Origin of the sequence: Fodinicurvata halophila (assembly GCF_042651425.1) — a bacterium.
GTDB classification, from domain to species: Bacteria; Pseudomonadota; Alphaproteobacteria; order Kiloniellales; family DSM-21159; genus Fodinicurvata; species Fodinicurvata halophila.
Genome location: NZ_JBHSCW010000003.1, coordinates 430,766 through 449,908 on the forward strand (window position 1 = coordinate 430,766; position 19,143 = coordinate 449,908).

The window sequence follows — 19,143 nt, forward strand, 5'->3', positions numbered from 1 at the left end:
CGGATGCTCAAATGCTGCCCAGTAGCGCGATGTGCAACTGCCTGCTTTCCGTGGCGGAACTCTATCGGGCCGATCAGGCTGCCGTGCAATGTGGCGTATCGTCTCGTGAACTCATGGAAAACGCGGGCGCAGCCGTCAGTCGGGCCATCTTCGAGAACTGGTCACCACGGCGGACGCTCGTATTGTGCGGACCGGGAAACAATGGCGGAGATGGTTATGTGATTGCCCGTCACCTGGCGGCAGCAGGTTGGCCTGTTCAGGTCGCCGCGCTGGGGCAGGCGGGCAAGCTGCCACCGGATGCTGCGTGGCATGCCGGCCTCTGGGAGGGCGACGTGCAGCCGCTCGGTGAGGCAGACCCCGCGGAGGCGGACATAGTGGTGGATGCGCTCTTCGGGGCCGGTCTTTCGCGCCCGCTGGAGGGCGAGGTGGCAAACCTCGTATTGCGTGTCAATCGACTGGATCGGCCTGTGGTTTGCGTCGATGTGCCCAGCGGCATTGCCGGGGACAGCGGCCAAGCTGTCGGTTCCGTCGCCGTTCGCGGAAGCTTGACTGTGACCTTCTTTCGCAAGAAGCCGGCCCATCTGCTGTTTCCGGGGCGCGGGCACTGCGGAAAGGTGCGCCTGGCGGACATCGGAATACCCGAAAAGGTACTTGAGCGTTTTGCTCCACGTCTCTGGGAGAACGGTCCCGAGCTATGGCTTGAGAATTGGCCCTGGCGGCAGCCGGAGGATCACAAGTATCATGCAGGACATACGCTGCTGTTGGGCGGCGAGGCGATGACGGGTGCGGTGCGGCTGGCGGCGCGCGGTACGTTGCGGATCGGCAGCGGGCTGGTCAGCATAGCCGCGCCGCGAGGCGCCGGCCTCGTCTATCGCAGCGACAGTCCAAGCCTGATTGTGCGGGACTGCGATGACACGCAGGAATTGCGCGGTTTGCTCGAGGCCGGCCGCTTTACCGCGGCGGCGGCAGGGCCGGGCCTGGGTATGACTCCGCAGAGCCGACAGCAGATCGAGGTTCTCCTGGAAACCGGTTGGCCGCTGGTGCTGGATGCGGACGCTCTGACAAGCTTTTCCGAGGAACCAAGGGGTCTGTTCGACCTCTGCAGCAGCCGCGTGGTGCTCACACCGCATGACGGGGAGTTCCGCAGGCTTTTTGCGGATCCTGGCGGCAGCCGCGTTGCACGAGCCCGTCAGGCCGCCGAGACGTCTGGTGCGGTCGTCCTGCTTAAGGGGCCGGACACCGTTGTGGCAGCTCCAGATGGGCGGGCCGTGGTCAACGGCAACGCACCTGCGGAATTGGCCACGGCTGGCAGCGGAGATGTGCTCACCGGAATGATTGCCGGACTGCTGGCGCAAGGAATGCCGGCATTCCAGGCCGCCGCGGCAGCTATCTGGGTACATGCCGAGGCGGCGCAATCGGTGGGATCGGGCCTGATCTCGGAGGATATTCCCTTCAGGATTCCGCAGGTATTGAACCTTTTACGGAACAGGAACAGGAAATTAACGAATTCTCAACGCTTTGAGGAAGAGTGTTAGAGGCAAGGAAATACCCTTTATTCCAAACCCCTGACCAGAAAGGGAGGAGGGCACAAGATGAGCTTGATGGGTTTTCGTTCCTCGCGCCGCCTGAAGGCAAGCGATATTGAAGCCGGTTCGACCTTCCGCTCCCAGCCTGCCAACGGTGTGGTCGAAACCGCCCGCGTCCTCTCGATCATGCAGGATCGCATGGGGATCGATCACGTACGTTTCCAGATCAAGGTCCAGCAGAAATCCTATGACTGGTTCGAAGACCACCGGACTCTGAACATGACGTCCTTCATGGAGCGCTTTCCCGTGCGCCATGACCTGGAAACCGCCTGAGAGCTGTCTGGCGCAACGGTCATAGACACTGTTTTCTTTTGCACGCCACGCCTGCCTGTGGTCCCGTAGGTTCTGAAGAGAACCGATCGGCCAGGGTACCAGGCGAACCATGAGTGCAGACACAGCGAGCTCGAACAGACTCCCGCAACAGCATAACCGGCAGCGCCCGGAGCCGGCGGACAGGCTTGCCAGCCTGGATGCCCTCAGCCAGAAGGTCCTCTGGCTTTCCAGCTGGATGATTCACAACGCCAATCATCTTCGCCCCAGCCGAGATGGCCTGAAGGTGGGAGGGCACCAGGCTTCCTGTGCCTCCCTGGTCAACCTGATGACCGCGCTCTATTTCGAGGTGCTGGAACCTGATGACCGCATTGCGGTCAAGCCCCACGCCAGTCCCGTCTTCCATGCCATACAGTACCTCCTGGGCAATCAGGACGTGGAGAGCCTCAAGACGTTCAGGGGGTTTGGCGGAACACAGTCCTATCCTTCGCGGACCAAGGACAGGGATGACGTGGACTTCTCGACCGGTTCGGTTGGGCTGGGCGTTGCCATGAGTTCCTTCGCCAGTCTGGTCCAGGACTATCTGGACATGAAGCAGCTCCTGCCGAAGGAGGTGAAGCGCGGGCGCATGGTAGCCCTTGTCGGGGATGCCGAGTTGGACGAGGGGAATGTCTACGAGGCGCTTCTCGAAGGCTGGAAGCATGACATCCGGGATGTCTGGTGGATCATCGACTACAACAGGCAGAGCCTCGATTCCGTGGTCACGGATCGCCTCTTCGGGCAGATCGACCAGCTGTTCAAGACCATGGGCTGGCGTGTGGTCACCCTGAAATACGGCAAGAAGCTTGAGGCGGTCTTCCGGAAGCCGGGAGGCGAGGCGCTCAGGCGCTGGATCGACGATTGCCCCAACTCCCTGTACTCGGCACTGGTCTTCAAGGGGGGTGACGGCTGGCGCCAACACCTGTTGGCCGACCTGGGCGATGAGCCGGGAATTCGCGAGCTGCTGGAGTCCCTGGATGACGACGCGCTCTGCGACCTGATGACCAACCTGGCCGGCCACGATCTGGAAACGGTCCTGGAGGCCTTCCATGCCATCGACGATGACCGGCCCACCTGCTTCATCGCATATACCATCAAGGGGTTTGGGCTTCCGTTCGCGGGGCACAAGGACAATCACGCCGGCCTCATGAACCTGGATCAGATGGCCCTGTTCCAGGAACGCCAGAAGGTTCCTGAAGGTCGGGAATGGGATCTCTTCGCGGGACTTGATCTGCCGGCGGAGGAACTCAGGGCTTTCCTGGACTCCGTTCCGTTCAACAAGCGCGGGACACGCCGTTATTCCGCCCCGCGTATCGAGATTCCGAAGGATGCGATCGCCGTTTCGGGGGAGCGTCTCTCGACCCAGGAGGGCTTCGGAAAGATCCTGGCCGACTTGGCTCGCAGCGAAACGGAACTGGCGGATCGTATCGTGACCACGTCACCGGACGTCACGGTCTCGACCAATCTGGGCGGCTGGGTGAATCGTCGCGGCATCTTTGATCGCCATGATCGCGAAGACATCTTCAAGGAAGAAAAGGTGGTTTCCGCCCAGCGCTGGGCCATGTCTCCGCAGGGCCAGCATATAGAACTGGGAATCGCCGAGAACAATCTCTTCATCCTGTTGTCGGCCCTGGGGCTGAGCCACAGCCTGTTCGGCAGTCGGCTGTTTCCCATAGGCACACTCTATGACCCCTTCATTCAGCGTGGTCTCGATTCCCTCAATTACGCCTGCTATCAGGACTCGCGCTTCATCATTGCCGGTACGCCTTCCGGGATCACGCTGGCGCCCGAGGGTGGTGCGCATCAATCCGTTTCCACGCCGCTGATCGGCATGGCCCAGGATGGCCTGGCCTCCTTCGAACCCGCCTATGCCGATGAGCTGGCGGCCATCCTGCGCTGGTCCCTGGACTATCTGCAGCGCGATGGCGAGGAGACCACGGCGGAGACGGTGGGTCGGAAGAGCTGGCTGCGCGATGAAACCGGGGGTTCGGTCTACCTGCGCCTGTCCACGCGCAGCCTTCAGCAGCCGGATCGCGAGATGACGCCCGAGCTGCACGAGAACATCATCCGCGGCGGCTATTGGCTGGAGCTGCCCGAAAAGAACAGTGAACTGGTGATTGCCTTCAGCGGTGCCGTGGCACCGGAGGCTCGTGCGGCGTGGGAGAGCCTGAAGGAAGAGGTGCCCGGTCTCGGATTGCTCTGCGTGACCTCTGCCGATCGACTCAACGCCGATTGGTTGGCTGCGGAGCGGGCGCGCCAGCAAGGCCATTCTGATGCGCGTGCCCACGTCGAGGACCTCCTCGCGCCGCTGGCCAGCGATGCCGCTCTGGTCACCATACTGGACGGTCACCCGGCCACCCTGGGCTGGCTGGGTTCGGTGCGCGGCCACAGGGTGCAGGCCCTGGGTGTTGAGCATTTCGGCCAGTCGGGCGACATTGCCGACCTCTATCGATACTATGGGCTGGACGAGGACGCCTTGATCGATGCCTGCGCTGCGGCCTTGCTGTCCCGCCGGCGTGGCAGTTGAGTGCCTTTCTTCGGCTGTCCTTGTTCGCGGGAAAACAGATGTGCTATAGACCGCCGACCGCGGTGGGCGGACAGCCCGCCGGGTTTGGCCTGGCGGGCGTGGCGGAACTGGTAGACGCGCTGGTTTTAGGTACCAGTGGGGAAACCCGTGGGGGTTCAAATCCCTCCGCCCGCACCAACCTGTTGGGTCAGACTTCCATCCAATTCATCAAGAGGCCTCTTTTTTCATGCAGGTAACCGAGACAAGCGCCGACGGCCTGAAACGGGAATACAAGGTTGTCCTGAGCGCCGCCGATATAGAAGAAAAGGTTCAGGCTCGCCTGGAGCAGCTGAAGGACGAAGTGAAGCTGCCGGGTTTCCGTCCGGGAAAGGTGCCGGAAAGTCTCCTGCGCAAGCGCTATGGTCAGTCCGTGATGGGCGAAGTGCTCGAGAAGGCAGTCAATGACTCCTCGCAGCAGGCGCTGACAGAGCGCAACCTGCGTCCGGCCACGCAGCCGCAGATCGAGATCACCTCCTACGACGAGGGACAGGACCTGGAGTACAGCATCAAGCTGGAGCTCATGCCCGAGATCGAGCCGGCCGATTTCTCGAAGATCTCCCTGGAACGGCTCAAGGTCGAGGTTCCCGAGGACGAGATCGAGGAAGCGCTGGGCCGACTTGCCGAACAGCAGAAGGCGACCGCACCTCTCGAGGAGGACCGTCCAGCCCAGTCAGGCGACGTCCTGGTGATCGACTTCAAGGGGTCCGTGAATGGAGAAACCCTACCGGGCATGGAGACCGAAGACCACCATCTGGAACTCGGAAGCAACGCCTTCATCGGCGACTTCGAAGACCAGTTGATCGGCAAGAACAAGGGCGATGACGCCGAGGTCAAGGTGACCTTTCCGGAAGCATACGGAAACGAGGCGCTGGCTGGCCAGGAGGCCGTGTTCCAGGTCAAGATCAAGGACATACTCCAGGCATCGCCGGCCAAGATCGACGATGAACTGGCCAAGAGCTACGGCGCGGAGAACCTGGATGATCTCAAGGCCAAGCTGCGCGAGCACCTGGGCGGGGAATACCATTCTCTCTCGCGCACGCTGGTAAAGCGCCAGTTGCTCGACGAACTCGCCGAGCGGCACGATTTCGAGGTCCCCGAGGGCCTGGTCGAAATGGAGTTCGAGGCCATCTGGAACCGGCTGCAGCAGGACAAGGAAGCCGGGAACCTGGATCCCGAGGATGCCGAGAAGGACGAGGAAACCCTCAAGGGCGAATACCGCGCGATCGCGGAGCGCCGTGTCCGACTGGGGCTGCTGCTGTCCGAGGTCGGCCGGATAAACGAGATCGACGTGGCCCAGGAGGAACTGCAACAGGCCTTGATTCAGGAAGCGCAGCGCTATCCTGGGCGTGAGCAGGAAGTCTTTGAGTACTATCAGAAGAATCCGCAATCCATCGCCAACCTGCGCGGCCCGCTGCTCGAAGAGAAGGTCGTCGACCATATCCTCGAACAGGCCGAGGTTGCCGAGCGCGAGGTGACCCCGGAGCAGCTGCGCGAGGAATTCGACAATCAGGATTCGCCCGAGAAGACCGAGAAGTCCAAGGCCACAAAATCCAAGGGCGGCGCGTCTTCGGACAATAAGGAAGCGGCCTCGGAGGACAGCAAGAAGTCATCTTCTTCAAAGGCCAAGTCCACCGCGAAGAAGGGCGACTCCGAGGAGGGCGCCACGGCGGGTGCGGATACCGGCAAGACCGCGTCGTCCAGCAAGAAGGCGAGTGGTTCGAAGGCGTCGAGCTCCAAGGCTTCGGGTGAGGGCGGCAAGTCGGCTGGTTCCAAGTCCACGGCTTCCAAGTCATCGACTTCCAAGTCCACGACAGCCAAGTCTTCGAGTTCGAAGTCGACATCAACGAAAAAGACAGCTTCGAAAGACGCTTGAAGCGCTTGAAATAGCGGACGCAAAAGGGGAGGCTGCACCCATCTCTGCGGTGCGGCCTCCCTTTGTTGTTCGCAGAGCAGATACCCTGATTGATGAACGTTGACCGGAAGGTGCTGTAGCGATGAGCGATCCTCAGGACATTTACATGAATACGCTTGTTCCCATGGTTGTCGAGCAGACGAACCGCGGAGAACGCGCCTTCGATATCTATTCCCGACTGCTGAAAGAGCGGATCATCTTCGTGACCGGGCCGATCAATGATGCCGTGTCCACGCTGGTTTGCGCGCAGCTGCTTTTCCTTGAATCCGAGAATCCGACCAAGGACATCGCGATCTATATCAATTCGCCGGGCGGTGTCGTGTCCTCCGGATTCGCAATGTACGACACGATGCAGTACATCCGACCCGACATCTCGACCGTCTGTGTCGGCCAGGCAGCGTCTGCGGGATCCCTGCTGCTGATCGCCGGGGCGCCGGGCAAGCGTTATGCGCTGCCCAACTCGAAGATCATGATTCACCAGCCTTCCGGCGGTTTCCAGGGGCAGGCGACGGACATCGAGATTCACGCCAAGGAGATTCTGGCGGTTCGCGCGCGTCTCAACGAGATCTACGCGCATCACACGGGCCAGCCCCTGGAAACGGTGGAGCAGGCGATGGAGCGCGATCGTTTCATGGCGCCGGAGGAAGCCAAGGCGTTCGGCATCATTGACGATGTGGTCACGCAGCGCGAAGTGCCGCAGGAAGCGGCCAGCGAGAAATCGGGTGAAGAGAAATCCGACGAAACCTGATGTCAGTTTCGCTCTTCACAAGCCGGATTCAGAAACCACGTTAATTGTTTGGATAGACGGATAGGCCTATGCTTGGATCAAAAGGGGTGCGCCGGCTTCGCTTTTTTTGACGTTGTGTGCCAGGCGCGCGTCTGTCTAACATGATTGAGTTGAAGAGAGACGCAAAACGGTTGATATGAGTAAATCCAGCGGCACAGATTCCAAGAATACCCTCTACTGCTCCTTCTGCGGAAAGAGCCAGCATGAGGTGCGAAAACTCATCGCGGGACCTACGGTCTTCATCTGCGACGAGTGTGTCGAGTTGTGCATGGACATTATCCGTGAGGAACACAAGTCGACGCTGGTCAAGTCGCGGGATGGCGTGCCGACGCCGGGAGATATCTCGGAGGTGCTCGATGATTATGTGATCGGGCAGGACCACGCGAAGCGCGTTCTTTCCGTCGCAGTCCACAATCACTACAAGCGTCTGGCGCACAGCCAGAAAAGTGGTGATGTGGAGCTGACCAAGTCCAACATCATGCTGATCGGGCCGACGGGCTGCGGCAAGACGCTGCTGGCCCAGACGCTGGCGCGCATCCTGGACGTGCCCTTCACCATGGCGGATGCCACCACGCTGACGGAGGCCGGTTATGTCGGCGAGGATGTCGAGAACATCATCCTGAAGCTGCTGCAGGCGTCCGACTACAACGTGGAACGGGCCCAGCGCGGCATCGTCTACATCGACGAGGTCGACAAGATCAGCCGCAAATCCGACAATCCCTCGATCACGCGGGATGTCTCTGGCGAAGGTGTGCAGCAGGCCCTGCTGAAGATCATGGAGGGAACGGTCGCCTCCGTGCCGCCTCAGGGTGGACGCAAGCATCCGCAGCAGGAGTTCCTGCAGGTGGACACGACCAACATCCTGTTCATCTGCGGCGGTGCGTTCGCTGGCCTGGAGAAGATCATCAGCGAGCGGGGGCGTGGTTCGGCCATGGGCTTCGGGGCCGATGTAAAGGCGCCGGACGAGCGGTCGACCGGGGCTATTCTGCATGACGTTGAGCCGGAAGACCTCTTGAAATTCGGCCTCATCCCCGAGTTTGTCGGCCGCCTGCCGGTTGTCGCAACGCTCGAGGACCTGGGCGAGGACGCCCTGATCGACATCCTGACCAAGCCGAAGAATGCCCTGGTCAAGCAGTATCAGCGCCTGTTCGACATGGAGGATGTCAGTCTCCAGTTCACCGAAGATGCCCTGAGGGGCATCGCGGACAAGGCCATCAAGCGAAAGACCGGCGCACGTGGGCTGCGCTCGATCATGGAGGGCATCCTTCTGGACCCCATGTACGACCTGCCTGGACTTGAGGATGTCGAGGAGATCGTCATCAATCGTGAAGTGGTCGATGGACGCGGCAAGCCGTTGTACATCTATGCGGATCGTCGCGAGGATGTCGGTTCGAGCGCATAACAGGGGTGACCTGTTTCTACGGCGGTTTTTTCAAGGCCTTGAACTTGTCTTCTCTCGGCCAATCTGTGGTTCAAAGTGAAACCACCATTATGGCCGTGCTATCAGGCCGCTTGCGGCTGGTGGCACGGAGCTGAAGAGGTAAAATGCTCGACTTATCCAAAGGCAATGTCTTTCCGGTCCTGCCCCTGAGAGACATCGTGGTTTTCCCACACATGATCGTGCCGCTCTTTGTAGGGCGCGACAAATCCGTTCGTGCACTTGAAGACGTGACGAAGGACGACAAACAGATCCTGCTTGTCACCCAGAAGAATGCGTCCCAGGACGATCCCACTCCATCCGATATCTATGCGACGGGGACGATCGGGACCGTTCTGCAATTGCTGAAACTGCCCGATGGGACTGTGAAGGTTCTCGTCGAAGGTGGCCAGCGCGCCAAGATCTCGCATTTCACGGAGAACGCGGATTTCTTCGAAGCCGCCGCCGATCCCATCGAGGAAGACGGCGAGAAGGACAAGGAGAGCGAGGCCCTCTCCCGCACGGTGGTCAGCCAGTTCGAGCAGTATATCAAGCTCAACAAGAAGATTCCGCCGGAAGTCCTCGTGTCCGTGAATCAGATCGAGGAACCCAGCAAGCTGGCCGATACGATCGCCTCGCATCTGTCCTTGAAGATTCCGGACAAGCAGGAACTGCTCGAGACTCCGGGCATCAGCGACCGGCTGGAAAAGGTCTATGCTTTCATGGAAAGCGAGATCGGCGTCCTGCAGGTGGAAAAGCGCATCCGCAACCGGGTCAAGCGTCAGATGGAGAAGACGCAGCGCGAGTACTACCTGAATGAGCAGATGAAGGCCATTCAGAAGGAGCTTGGCGAAGGCGAGGACGGCCGTGACGAGATGGCCGAGCTCGAGGAGAAGATCCGCAAGACCAAGCTCAGCAAGGAAGCGCGCGAGAAGTGCCAGGCGGAATTGAAGAAGCTCAAGAACATGAGCCCCATGTCCGCGGAAGCCACGGTGGTGCGCAACTATCTGGACTGGATGGTGTCCATTCCCTGGAAGAAGCCGACCCGGGCGAAGATCGACCTGGATCGCGCTCAGGAGATCCTGGATCGCGACCACTATGCCCTGGACAAGGTCAAGGAGCGCATCCTGGAGTACCTGGCCGTCCAGCAGCGCATGAAGAAGGTCAAGGGACCGATTCTCTGCCTGGTCGGTCCTCCGGGTGTCGGCAAGACCTCGCTCGGCAAGTCCGTGGCCACCTCGACCCGGCGCAATTTCGTGCGCATGAGCCTGGGTGGCGTGCGTGACGAAGCGGAAATTCGCGGTCACCGTCGGACCTATATCGGGTCCATGCCCGGCAAGATCATCCAGGGCATGAAGAAGGCCAAGTCCTCCAATCCGCTGTTCCTCCTGGACGAGGTGGACAAGCTGGGCGCCGACTGGAGGGGTGATCCTTCGTCCGCCTTGCTGGAGGTTCTGGATCCGGAGCAGAACAACTCCTTCAACGACCACTATCTCGAGGTCGATTACGATCTGTCGGACGTCATGTTCCTGACGACGGCCAATACGCTGCGCATGCCGCAGCCCCTGCTGGACCGCATGGAGGTTATCCGCATTCCCGGGTATACCGAAGACGAGAAACTCGAGATCAGCCGGCGGCATCTGTTGCCGAAGCAGTTCGAGGTTCATGGAATCAAGGAAGGCGAGTGGAGTATTACGGACGACGCCCTGCGCAGTCTGATCCGCCACTACACCCGTGAGGCCGGTGTCCGGAACCTGGAACGCGAACTGGCTGGCTTGTTGCGCAAGGCGGTCAAGGAAGTCGCCATGACCGACAAGAAGGTCATCGAGGTGACGACCGACAACCTTGGTGACTATGCCGGCGTGCGGCGCTATCGCTATGGTGCGGCAGACGAAGAAGACCAGGTGGGTGTCGCCACTGGCCTGGCTTGGACGGAAGTCGGCGGTGAATTGCTGAATATCGAGGCGGTCACCGTGCGCGGCAAGGGCAAGGTGGTGTCCACCGGAACGCTCGGTGACGTCATGAAGGAATCCATCCAGGCGTCCGAATCCTATGTGAAGAGCCGTGCCGCGGAGTTTGGCATCAAGCCGACGATCTTCGAAAAGAAGGATATCCACGTCCACGTGCCGGAAGGTGCAACGCCCAAGGATGGACCTTCGGCCGGCGTGGCCATGGTCACGGCGATTGTCTCTATGCTCTCGGGCGTGCCCGTCCGTCATGACGTTGCTATGACGGGTGAGGTGACACTGCGTGGGCACGTGCTGCCCATCGGCGGCTTGAAGGAGAAGCTTCTGGCGGCCCTGCGCGGCAACATCAAGACGGTCCTGATCCCTCAGGAGAACGAGAAGGACCTTGCCGATGTTCCGGACAACGTGAAGCGGGACCTGACCATCATCTCCTGCAAGACGGTGGACGAGATTCTCGAGCATGCCATGGCCGGCAAGCTGACCCCGATCGAATGGGTCGACTCGGACGACGTCGATCCCGTGGCACACAAGGCCACCGAGGAAGGGTTAGGAGACCAGCTGACACACTAAACTGCACATTGCAGCATAAAGTTGCATAAAATCTGCTGAAAGCTTTAAAAGTATCTGGACGGAGCGTGTCATATCGAGGCACGCTCCGTTTTTTTCGCGTCAAAACCGGCGGCAACTGCGGCTTTCCACATTGACGTGGCGTATTGGCGCTGTTTAGAGTGCCAAACTACCTAAGCGACATTACCTTAGGATTTCACAGATCACCGAAGGGGGGTTAAGTGAACAAGAACGATCTCGTGGCTTCCGTAGCCGACAACACCGGCCTGTCGAAAGCCGACAGCGCCAAGGCTATCGACGCCGTATTTGATTCCATTACGGCTGCCCTCAAGAAAGGGGACGAAATCCGCCTGGTCGGTTTCGGCACTTTCATGGTGGCACACCGCGCAGCTTCTGAGGGACGTAACCCGCGCACCGGCGAGAAGATCAAGATCGCCGCGTCCAAACAGCCGAAGTTCAAGGCTGGCAAGGGCCTGAAAGACGCTGTCAACTGATACAACCGTATCATGATCCAGGAAAAACCGGTTATTCGGGAACTTCACCTGAATAACCGGTTTTTTCTTGAGACTTCGGCCTTGAAAGGCCACAAAAGAGTATACGGGCCGCTGCGGGGAACAGTTGCCCATTTCTTTTGGAGCGGGCGGTTAGCTCAGTTGGTAGAGCGCCACGTTTACACCGTGGATGCCGGCGGTTCGAGTCCGTCACCGCCCACCATCATCAAACCTTCTACGCAGGCTCAGGGGCGCTGCATACTGAAGGTTTCCTCGATCACCGCATAATCCATGTAGCCGAGTCGCGAGATCGGCTTGGCATCCGTGATCTTCACGAGCCCATTCGCGTCCACCAGGTGGTCGGCGATGTGTATGCCGACAACCTGACCGAAGACGACGAAGTTGCCTTCGTCCTCCGAGTCGGAGGGCAGTTCCAGGGTCTGGAGGTAACGGCATTCGAGGCTGACCGGCGAGCGCTTGACGCGCGGCGGAGCTACGAGTTCGCTTGCTTCCATCTCGAGACCCGCGAATTCCGGCTCGCTTTCTGTCGGCCCGAGCGCGGCGGAGGTTCGGTTCATCTCCTCTCTCAGGTCCCATGTGGCCAGGTTGGTCACGAATTCTCCGCTGCGTTCGGCATTGTCCTGGCTATCCTTGATGCCGCTTTCGCGGGACTGCCCGTTCGGCGCAAAGAAAACGATGGGCGGTGCGGAGGAAACGGCATTGAAGAAGCTGTAGGGGGCCAGGTTGATGCCCCCCGTGCTGTTGATGGTGGAGATCCAGCCTATGGGCCGGGGCGCGACGATCGCCTTGAAGGGATTGTGGGGCAAACCCGCTTCCTTGTGATGACCGACCTTGTAGAACATGGACTTTCCTGAATGCGATGGATGGTTGGGAGCCGGGACTCGTCCTCTGGGGACTTCAAGCATAGCAGCCATCGGGTAAAAGAGTAACGGGGCCGTTGTCTTGTTCCGGCCTGCAGGCTACCCAATGCAGCCTGTTCATACTGCCGGAAAGACCCGCGCTTCATGCTGCTACAGCTGTTTTCCGTGATTGCGCCCATTCTGGTCTGTGTGTCCCTGGGCTTTGTCTGGGGGCGCAAGGACTGGCCTTTCGACAATTCGCAGATCACGGCCCTGGTGATGTATATCGGTACACCCTGCCTGCTGGTGCGAACCTTCGACCAGACACGCCCGGATCCCGAAGCCTTCGGCGAAATGGCCTTTGCAACGATACTGGTCATGCTGCTGGTTGCGTTCCTGGCTGCGGTGCTTCTCAAGCTGTGCCGGCTTGACCTGCGGGACTTCCTGCCGGCTCTGATTTTTCCGAATACGGGCAATCTGGGGCTACCCTTCATTCTCTTCGCCTTTGGAGAAGCCGGCCTGGCGCTGGCCATCGTCTATTTCACGGTCAATGTGATCGGCCATTTCACGCTGGGGATGACTGTAGCCAGAGGTGCCATTGCCTGGCGTGAACTCTTGCGACTGCCCGTTCTCTATGCGGTGGCCGTGGGCTTGATTCTGATCATCTGGGACCTGCAGCTGCCCGTCTGGATCTCCAACACTGTGGACCTGCTGGGTGGCATGACCATTCCGCTGATGCTGCTGACCCTTGGCGTCTCGCTCTCACGCCTGCCGCTGCAGGGCGTGAAAAGGGGATTGGGGCTTTCCGCCCTGCGTTTGGGAGGCGGCCTCGCAGTGGCGTTGCTGGTCAGCTATCTTCTCGGCCTGCAAGGGCTGGAACGAAATGTCCTGATTCTGCAGTCGTCCATGCCTGTGGCCGTTTATAGCTACCTCTTTGCCGAACGCTTCGGGCGCAGCGCCACCGATGTGGCTGGCATGGTGGTCTTCTCCACCATCATGAGCTTTGTGTTCCTGCCGGTTCTTCTCTGGGCTTTAACTTGAGGGTAGAAAGGGGAGTCACAAAGGAGACACAAGAACGCAAAAAGGCTGCCGGAGGGTTTCCGACAGCCTTTCCTGTTGGTAGCGGGGGAGGGACTTGAACCCCCGACACATGGATTATGATTCCACTGCTCTAACCAGCTGAGCTACCCCGCCGAAGGGAAACTCCCTATATGAAAAGCCCTGCCTGACGTCAAGCGAAGGAATGCCCCAAAGCCAAGCTTGGGGTCGATTTTTTTCCCCAGCAATGCGAGGCTCCCCAGAATCCGGAAATTGGGGGTTAATATTCTGGATGCAAGATTCTATATCCCTTCTGATAACAATGAGAGACAGGCAACACCGAATGAAATACCTGATTCTGATTTTTGGCCTTCTTCTCCTTCCGACGACGCTGGCTGCGCAGGAACTTGAGAGCGAGCTGACAGCCTGTCGCATGATCGAGGATGCCACCGAACGGCTGCAATGCTACGACAAGATCGTCACGGGAGAGGCCGAGTCCGGAGACATCATTGCTGCAGACGAAGAGACGATCATCAACATTGCTGGCGAGGACGACTTCGACAGCAAGGTATTCACCGCAGAAGAAGAGTGGCATCTGCGTTGGACCAGCCAAGGCAGCATCATGACCATCGAACTTCGCGACTTCGCTGGGGAATTGATCGGTATCGTTGGAAACCAGATCGGCGCCGGGGAAGGACGTTCCGAGACCCTCGATCCCGGAGAGTACATGCTGGCGGTACGCGCTATCGGAGAATGGGAGATTTTTGCGATCAGAGGGGAATAGGTTCGGGCCTGTCTTTCTGGTGCTGAATGCAGGTTTTGCGTTGAAGGAAGGCCTCCAGGCGCGTTATTGAACTTTCCATGACAATACGCACGGCAAAATTCTCGATCGGGGATATCGTCAAGCATCGCCTCTATCCGTTCAGGGGGGTGATCTTCGATGTCGACCCTGTTTTCTCGAATACCGAGGAATGGTGGCAGTCGATTCCGGAAGATGTGCGTCCTTCCAAGGACCAGCCCTTTTATCATCTCCTAGCCGAGAACGATGAAACGACCTATACGGCCTACGTCTCGGAACAGAATCTGGAGCATGACGAGAGCGGACGCCCGATATCCCACCCCGAGATCGGCGATTTCTTCAGCGATCTGGAAGAAGGGCGCTATCGCCCCAAGAGCCATCCGACGCACTGATTGCGCGACCATGCCTGGGTCATCGAAAGGACAGTCCACACGGGCTGTCTTTTCGTTTGCGGGCAATGTCGTCAGGTTTTCCCCTCGCTCAATGTAGCGTGTTCGTGCAATGGCCTGCATTCCCTTGCAGAGCGTTGCAGAACAAGTCACTGATTTTAAGGAAGAAAATGGTGCCGCCGGAGTGATTTGAACACTCGACCTCACCCTTACCAAGGGTGTGCTCTACCCCTGAGCTACGGCGGCATCTGCACCCGAACGGTTGGACCATTCCGATACGGCCGGGAAAATGCCACCCGCCCCCGAGGAAAACAAGGCCGTAATTGCGCTTTGTGCTCGGGAATCATTCCCCGGAGTTCTACGGGGCACGCCGACCATAGACATCCTCCAGCCGCACGATGTCATCCTCTCCGAGATAGCTCCCGCATTGAACCTCGATCAGGACCAGTGGGACCTGCTGGTCATTTGCCAGGCGGTGCGACATGCCAGCGGGGATGTACAGGGATTCGTTTGCCTGCAGCTGTTGCCGCTTCTCATCGCACAGGATGCTGGCGGTCCCGCTGACCACCACCCAGTGTTCGGAGCGGTGGTGGTGGTATTGCAGCGACAGGCTGCCTCCCGGTTTGACGAGGATGCGCTTGACCTTGAAGTTCTCGCTTTCGGCCAGGGTTTCATAGCTGCCCCAGGGACGGTGGCAGACGGGATGGTGCTCCGCTTCGGCAATGCCCTCTCGCTTCATGGCCTCGACCAGGCGGCCAACCCTTCCGCTTTCCTCCATCGGTGCAACCAGCACGCTGTCTCGTGTGGAGACGACCAGCATGTTCTCGAGGCCGATGGCGGCCAGCAGGCGCTTATCCGCGCTGTGCAGGTAGCTGTTTCGTACCTCTCGGGCCTGGACCCGGCCGGAGATGCTGTTGCCGAACTCGTCCCGCGGGCTGTTCTGCCAGAGGGATTTCCAACTGCCCAGATCGCTCCATCCGGGGTCACAGGGAATGACACGTCCTTTTCCGGTATGTTCCATCACGGCATGGTCGAAGGAGATGGCGGGAGCGCGGGTGAAGGCCTCGTTTCCCAGTCGCTGGAAGTCGAGATCTCTCTCCGCCGTATCCAGGCTGGAGCGGCAGGCCTCAAGCAGTTCGGGACAGAAGCGGTCAAACTCCTCCAACAGGCTATCGGCCCGGGCAACGAAAATGCCGCTGTTCCAGAAATATCGCTCGCTCTCCACATACTCCCGAGCCCGATGCGCATCGGGTTTCTCAGTAAAGCTCGCGATTCCGAAGAGGCCCCTTGGCGCTGCCTCGGCTGGACCGCATTCGATGTAGCCATAGCCTGTCTCGGGTGCATCGGGGGTAATGCCAAAGGTGACGATGGCTCCGTTGGCGGCGCTTTCGGCGGCCAGCTTCATGCAGCGTATAAGTTCCGTTGTGTCGTCGATCCGGTGATCGGCGGGCAGGATGGCCAGGATCTTCTCAGGAGAGACTCCGGCGGTCAGAAGGGCAGCGCTTGCGATTGCCGGGGCCGTATTGCGGCCCACCGGCTCAAGCAGGATTGCCTCGGGAAGAACCTCGCAGGCGCGCATCTGTTCGGCGACCAGGAAGCGATGCTCCTGGCTGGCCATCAGCAGGGGAGGGCTGAAGAGGCCCGGATCGGCCACCCGCAGGGCCGTCTGCTGGAGCAGGCTGAGCGTCTCATGCTGGAGCGGTAGAAGCTGCTTGGGATAGGCTTCGCGCGATAGGGGCCAGAGCCGGGTGCCAGCGCCGCCGGAGAGAATGACCGGCTGTATTGGAAAAGGATTGTTGGACGCTGTCATGAGGGGCTCCGCCGTCTATTGGGATTTGCGCCGTTTCGTAGAAGCCGTCGGGGCGGCGTCCAATGGATTTTCCGGCCAGGGGTGCTTCGGATAGCGGCCTCTCATCTCCGCGCGCACATGGCGATAGCCCTCCTGCCAGAAGCTTTCCAGGTTCTGTGTCACCTGCAGGGGGCGTCCGGCCGGGGAGAGCAGATGCAGGATCAGGGAGAGTCGGCCGTTCATGATCCGTGGCGTTTCCGTGGCGCCGAACATTTCCTGTAACTTGACCGGCAGGACCGGGCCCTCCTCTGGCGTGTAGTCGATCCGGCGCAAGGCTCCGCTGGGTACGGCAATATTCTCCGGAGCCTCGCTGTCCAGACGTTTCTGCTGTGCATGATCGAGTAAACTGTAGAGGATCAGGCGAATATCAAGCGTTTCGAGATCCTGCAGGCGTTGCGCACCGACCAGGTAGGGGGCGAGCCAATCCTCCAGGCTGCTCAGAAGGGCCGAATCGTCGACGTCCGGCCAGCGGCCCTCGGGATCCCGGCTCCGCATGAAGGCCAGTCGGGCCTGCAGCTGGCGGGCCTCGTCCGTCCAGGGCAGGAGGCGCAGGCCCTTGTCCCTTACGGCCTGCAGTAGAGCGGCACGCATCTCGTCCGGGGCAACCTGGTCAAGGCGCCGGCTGCGCAGGACCAGGGCCCCCAGGCGCCATTCCTCGCGCGCCAGGACCTCGTTCTCGCGACTGGACCATTCCACACGCCGCTGCAGCTCCAAGTCCGCTTCGAACAGCGCCTCGAGTCGAGGGAGCGAAAGCGGCGCCGCAAGGAAGGCCCGCGCGTTGCCGGGACGGTCGTCGAGATGGGCAATGGCGACCCATTCTTCCGTGGTCAGGGGGTCGTCCTCGGGAAGTTCGACGCCGCGTCCATTGCGCATGAGATAACCTCCGGAACCGCCGCGGCGCCGGGCGACCCTGTCCGGATAGGCCAGGGCCACCAGCTCGCCGGCCAGGTCCGGACGGCTCGGCTGGCTCGACAGAGACAGCTGACGGCGCAGTTTCCCGGACGCCTGGCGACAGCGTTTCAAGGCGCCCTTGTCGAGGTCGTCGGCGCCTCCTGCCTGTTCCGGATCGGCCAGCAGTTCGAGCCGCTGCCGCAAGTCGCTGACAGGCGCGCCCTGTCCGCGGCGACGCAGAATGTCGCGTTCGTCGAGCAGGGCTGCCAGGTCGCAGGCCGTCCGCGAGGCCTCGAATTCCCGGGCCTTGAGGATCATATGTGCGTAGCGCGGCGCGACTCCCACCTCGACCATGCTTCGTCCATGGCGCGTAATGCTGCCGTCGGGCTGCAAGGCACCAAGCTGGACGAGCAGGTCCTGGGCCTGGGCAAAGGCGGCCGATGGCGGCGGATCGATCCAGTTCAGTTCATGCCAGGTTCTGCAGCCCCAGGCCGCGAGCTCGAGGACCAGGGAGGTCAGGTCCGCTGTCTGGATTTCGGGCGGGTCGAAGGCAATCAGGGCCCGATCCTGTTCCTCGGCCCAGAGTCGATAGCAGGTGCCGGGTCCCAGGCGTCCGGCGCGTCCCCGCCGCTGGTCGGCGGAGGCGCGAGAAATCCTGCGGGTTTCCAGGCGGCTCATGCCGCGGGCCGGATCGAAGACCGGGCGTCGCCCGAGACCACTGTCGATCACCGTCGAGACACCCTCGATGGTCAGACTGCTTTCGGCAATGGAGGTGGCCAGGACCACCTTGCGTTGGCCGGAAGGGGGCGGCGCCAGGGCCGCCTTCTGCTTGTCCTGGGATAGGCTGCCGAAAAGCGGGTGAAGAAGGACCCGCTTATGCGAGAGCGAGTCCTCCAGACGGGCGAGTGTCTGTCGGATCTCGGCCTCTCCGGGCAGGAAGACCAGGAGGCTGCCGCTGGTCTCCTGCAGCGCGGTTTGCACGGCCTGGGCAACGCCGCTGCAGAGCGTACTTCGTGTGCGCGTGTCCGTCGGTAGGTACCGGGTCTCGACCGGGAATTCCCGGCCCTCGCTTTCCACCACCGCAGCTTCGCCGAGGGCATCCCGCAGGGGGGCCACGTCCAGGGTGGCGGACATGAGCAGAAGCTTGAGGTCGGGCCGCAGGGCCGTGCGCAGGTCGCGGCACAGCGCCAGGCCAAGGTCGGCCTGCAGGCTGCGCTCATGAAACTCGTCGAATATGACCAGGCCTGTGCCGCGCAGTTCGGGGTCGTTTTGCAGACGGCGTGTCAGGATGCCTTCCGTCACCACCTCGATGCGGGTTTGGGAAGAGACCTTTCTTTCCAGGCGCGTGGTGAAACCGATGGTGCGTCCGACGCGCTCGCCGAGCAGTTCGGCCATGCGCAGGGCCACGGCGCGTGCCGCCAAGCGGCGTGGCTCCAGCATCAGGATGGAGCGTCCCTCCAGCCACTCTGCCGTCTGCAGGAGGTGAAGCGGCACCACCGTCGACTTGCCCGCCCCCGGTGCCGCCTTCACAAGGGTGGAGGGAAAGGCCTCTACAGCCTCCTGAACGTCTCCCAGGACGCTTAGGATCGGCAGGTTGAGGGCAGAAAGAGGGGATGCGCTCATGCGTGCATCCAGCCCGGCCTTAGGTCGCAGAGCGCAAAAAGGGAGGTCACCGGTCCAAACCCTGCGGCTGCTCTTGTTCTGTATGGTTCACT

At 60.7% G+C, this 19,143-nt stretch carries 14 protein-coding genes and 4 tRNA genes; 13 read left to right on the top strand and 5 right to left on the bottom strand.

Going from position 1 to position 19,143, the window contains the following annotated elements; genetic code table 11:
* The first annotated feature begins 11 nt into the window (after positions 1-11).
* The 10 genes from ACFOW6_RS06805 (at position 12) to ACFOW6_RS06850 (ending at position 11,825) form a co-directional block, all read left to right on the top strand.
* Positions 12-1,535 carry an NAD(P)H-hydrate dehydratase gene (locus tag ACFOW6_RS06805; protein ID WP_382421589.1) on the top strand — a complete coding sequence of 508 codons (1,524 nt, stop codon included), beginning with the start codon at positions 12-14 and terminating at the stop codon, positions 1,533-1,535.
* Positions 1,536-1,592: 57 nt separating this feature from the next.
* Positions 1,593-1,859, top strand: a complete 267-nt coding sequence (locus ACFOW6_RS06810) for a hypothetical protein (protein ID WP_382421590.1) — start codon at positions 1,593-1,595, stop codon at positions 1,857-1,859.
* A gap of 109 nt (positions 1,860-1,968) precedes the next feature.
* The gene (locus ACFOW6_RS06815) at positions 1,969-4,422 is read left to right on the top strand and encodes a 1-deoxy-D-xylulose-5-phosphate synthase N-terminal domain-containing protein (RefSeq protein WP_382421591.1); all 2,454 of its coding nucleotides are present in this window, start codon (positions 1,969-1,971) and stop codon (positions 4,420-4,422) included.
* Between the two features lie 92 nt (positions 4,423-4,514).
* Positions 4,515-4,599, top strand: a tRNA-Leu gene (locus ACFOW6_RS06820).
* A gap of 49 nt (positions 4,600-4,648) precedes the next feature.
* Positions 4,649-6,334, top strand: a complete 1,686-nt coding sequence (tig, locus tag ACFOW6_RS06825; RefSeq protein ID WP_382421592.1) for a trigger factor — start codon at positions 4,649-4,651, stop codon at positions 6,332-6,334.
* Positions 6,335-6,455: 121 nt separating this feature from the next.
* A complete protein-coding gene (gene clpP, locus ACFOW6_RS06830) occupies positions 6,456-7,121 on the top strand; it encodes an ATP-dependent Clp endopeptidase proteolytic subunit ClpP (RefSeq protein WP_382421593.1) in 666 nt (221 codons plus the stop codon).
* Between the two features lie 175 nt (positions 7,122-7,296).
* Entirely contained in the window at positions 7,297-8,562 is a 1,266-nt protein-coding gene (gene clpX, locus ACFOW6_RS06835) for an ATP-dependent Clp protease ATP-binding subunit ClpX (protein ID WP_382421594.1), read from the top strand.
* Between the two features lie 143 nt (positions 8,563-8,705).
* Positions 8,706-11,114, top strand: coding sequence for an endopeptidase La (gene lon / locus ACFOW6_RS06840; protein ID WP_382421595.1), 2,409 nt, complete (start codon positions 8,706-8,708; stop codon positions 11,112-11,114).
* 218 nt (positions 11,115-11,332) lie between these two features.
* A complete protein-coding gene (locus ACFOW6_RS06845; RefSeq protein ID WP_022727140.1) occupies positions 11,333-11,605 on the top strand; it encodes an HU family DNA-binding protein in 273 nt (90 codons plus the stop codon).
* A gap of 144 nt (positions 11,606-11,749) precedes the next feature.
* Positions 11,750-11,825: transfer RNA gene (locus ACFOW6_RS06850), tRNA-Val, on the top strand.
* A 22-nt stretch (positions 11,826-11,847) separates the two neighbouring features.
* On the opposite strand, the gene ACFOW6_RS06855 is transcribed toward ACFOW6_RS06850, so the two are convergent.
* Positions 11,848-12,465 (bottom strand): flavin reductase family protein, encoded by a 618-nt coding sequence (locus ACFOW6_RS06855; RefSeq protein WP_382421596.1) that lies wholly within the window; start codon positions 12,463-12,465, stop codon positions 11,848-11,850.
* A 162-nt stretch (positions 12,466-12,627) separates the two neighbouring features.
* Here ACFOW6_RS06855 and ACFOW6_RS06860 point away from each other — a divergent pair, with 162 nt between their 5' ends.
* On the top strand, positions 12,628-13,503 hold the full coding sequence (locus ACFOW6_RS06860; RefSeq protein WP_382421597.1) for an AEC family transporter: 876 nt from the start codon (positions 12,628-12,630) through the stop codon (positions 13,501-13,503).
* A gap of 76 nt (positions 13,504-13,579) precedes the next feature.
* On the opposite strand, the gene ACFOW6_RS06865 is transcribed toward ACFOW6_RS06860, so the two are convergent.
* Positions 13,580-13,656, bottom strand: a tRNA-Met gene (locus ACFOW6_RS06865).
* A gap of 187 nt (positions 13,657-13,843) precedes the next feature.
* Here ACFOW6_RS06865 and ACFOW6_RS06870 point away from each other — a divergent pair.
* Both ACFOW6_RS06870 and hspQ read left to right on the top strand, forming a co-directional pair.
* Positions 13,844-14,284: a hypothetical protein gene (locus ACFOW6_RS06870; protein WP_382421598.1), complete on the top strand. Its 441-nt coding sequence runs from the start codon at positions 13,844-13,846 to the stop codon at positions 14,282-14,284.
* Positions 14,285-14,361: 77 nt separating this feature from the next.
* Positions 14,362-14,691, top strand: a complete 330-nt coding sequence (gene hspQ / locus ACFOW6_RS06875) for a heat shock protein HspQ (RefSeq protein WP_382421599.1) — start codon at positions 14,362-14,364, stop codon at positions 14,689-14,691.
* A gap of 168 nt (positions 14,692-14,859) precedes the next feature.
* Here hspQ and ACFOW6_RS06880 read toward each other — a convergent pair.
* The 3 genes from ACFOW6_RS06880 to hrpB form a co-directional block, all read right to left on the bottom strand.
* Positions 14,860-14,934: transfer RNA gene (locus ACFOW6_RS06880), tRNA-Thr, on the bottom strand.
* Between the two features lie 112 nt (positions 14,935-15,046).
* Positions 15,047-16,498, bottom strand: coding sequence for a mannose-1-phosphate guanylyltransferase/mannose-6-phosphate isomerase (locus ACFOW6_RS06885; RefSeq protein ID WP_382421600.1), 1,452 nt, complete (start codon positions 16,496-16,498; stop codon positions 15,047-15,049).
* Between the two features lie 15 nt (positions 16,499-16,513).
* Entirely contained in the window at positions 16,514-19,051 is a 2,538-nt protein-coding gene (gene hrpB, locus ACFOW6_RS06890) for an ATP-dependent helicase HrpB (protein ID WP_382421601.1), read from the bottom strand.
* Between the last annotated feature and the right edge of the window lie 92 nt (positions 19,052-19,143).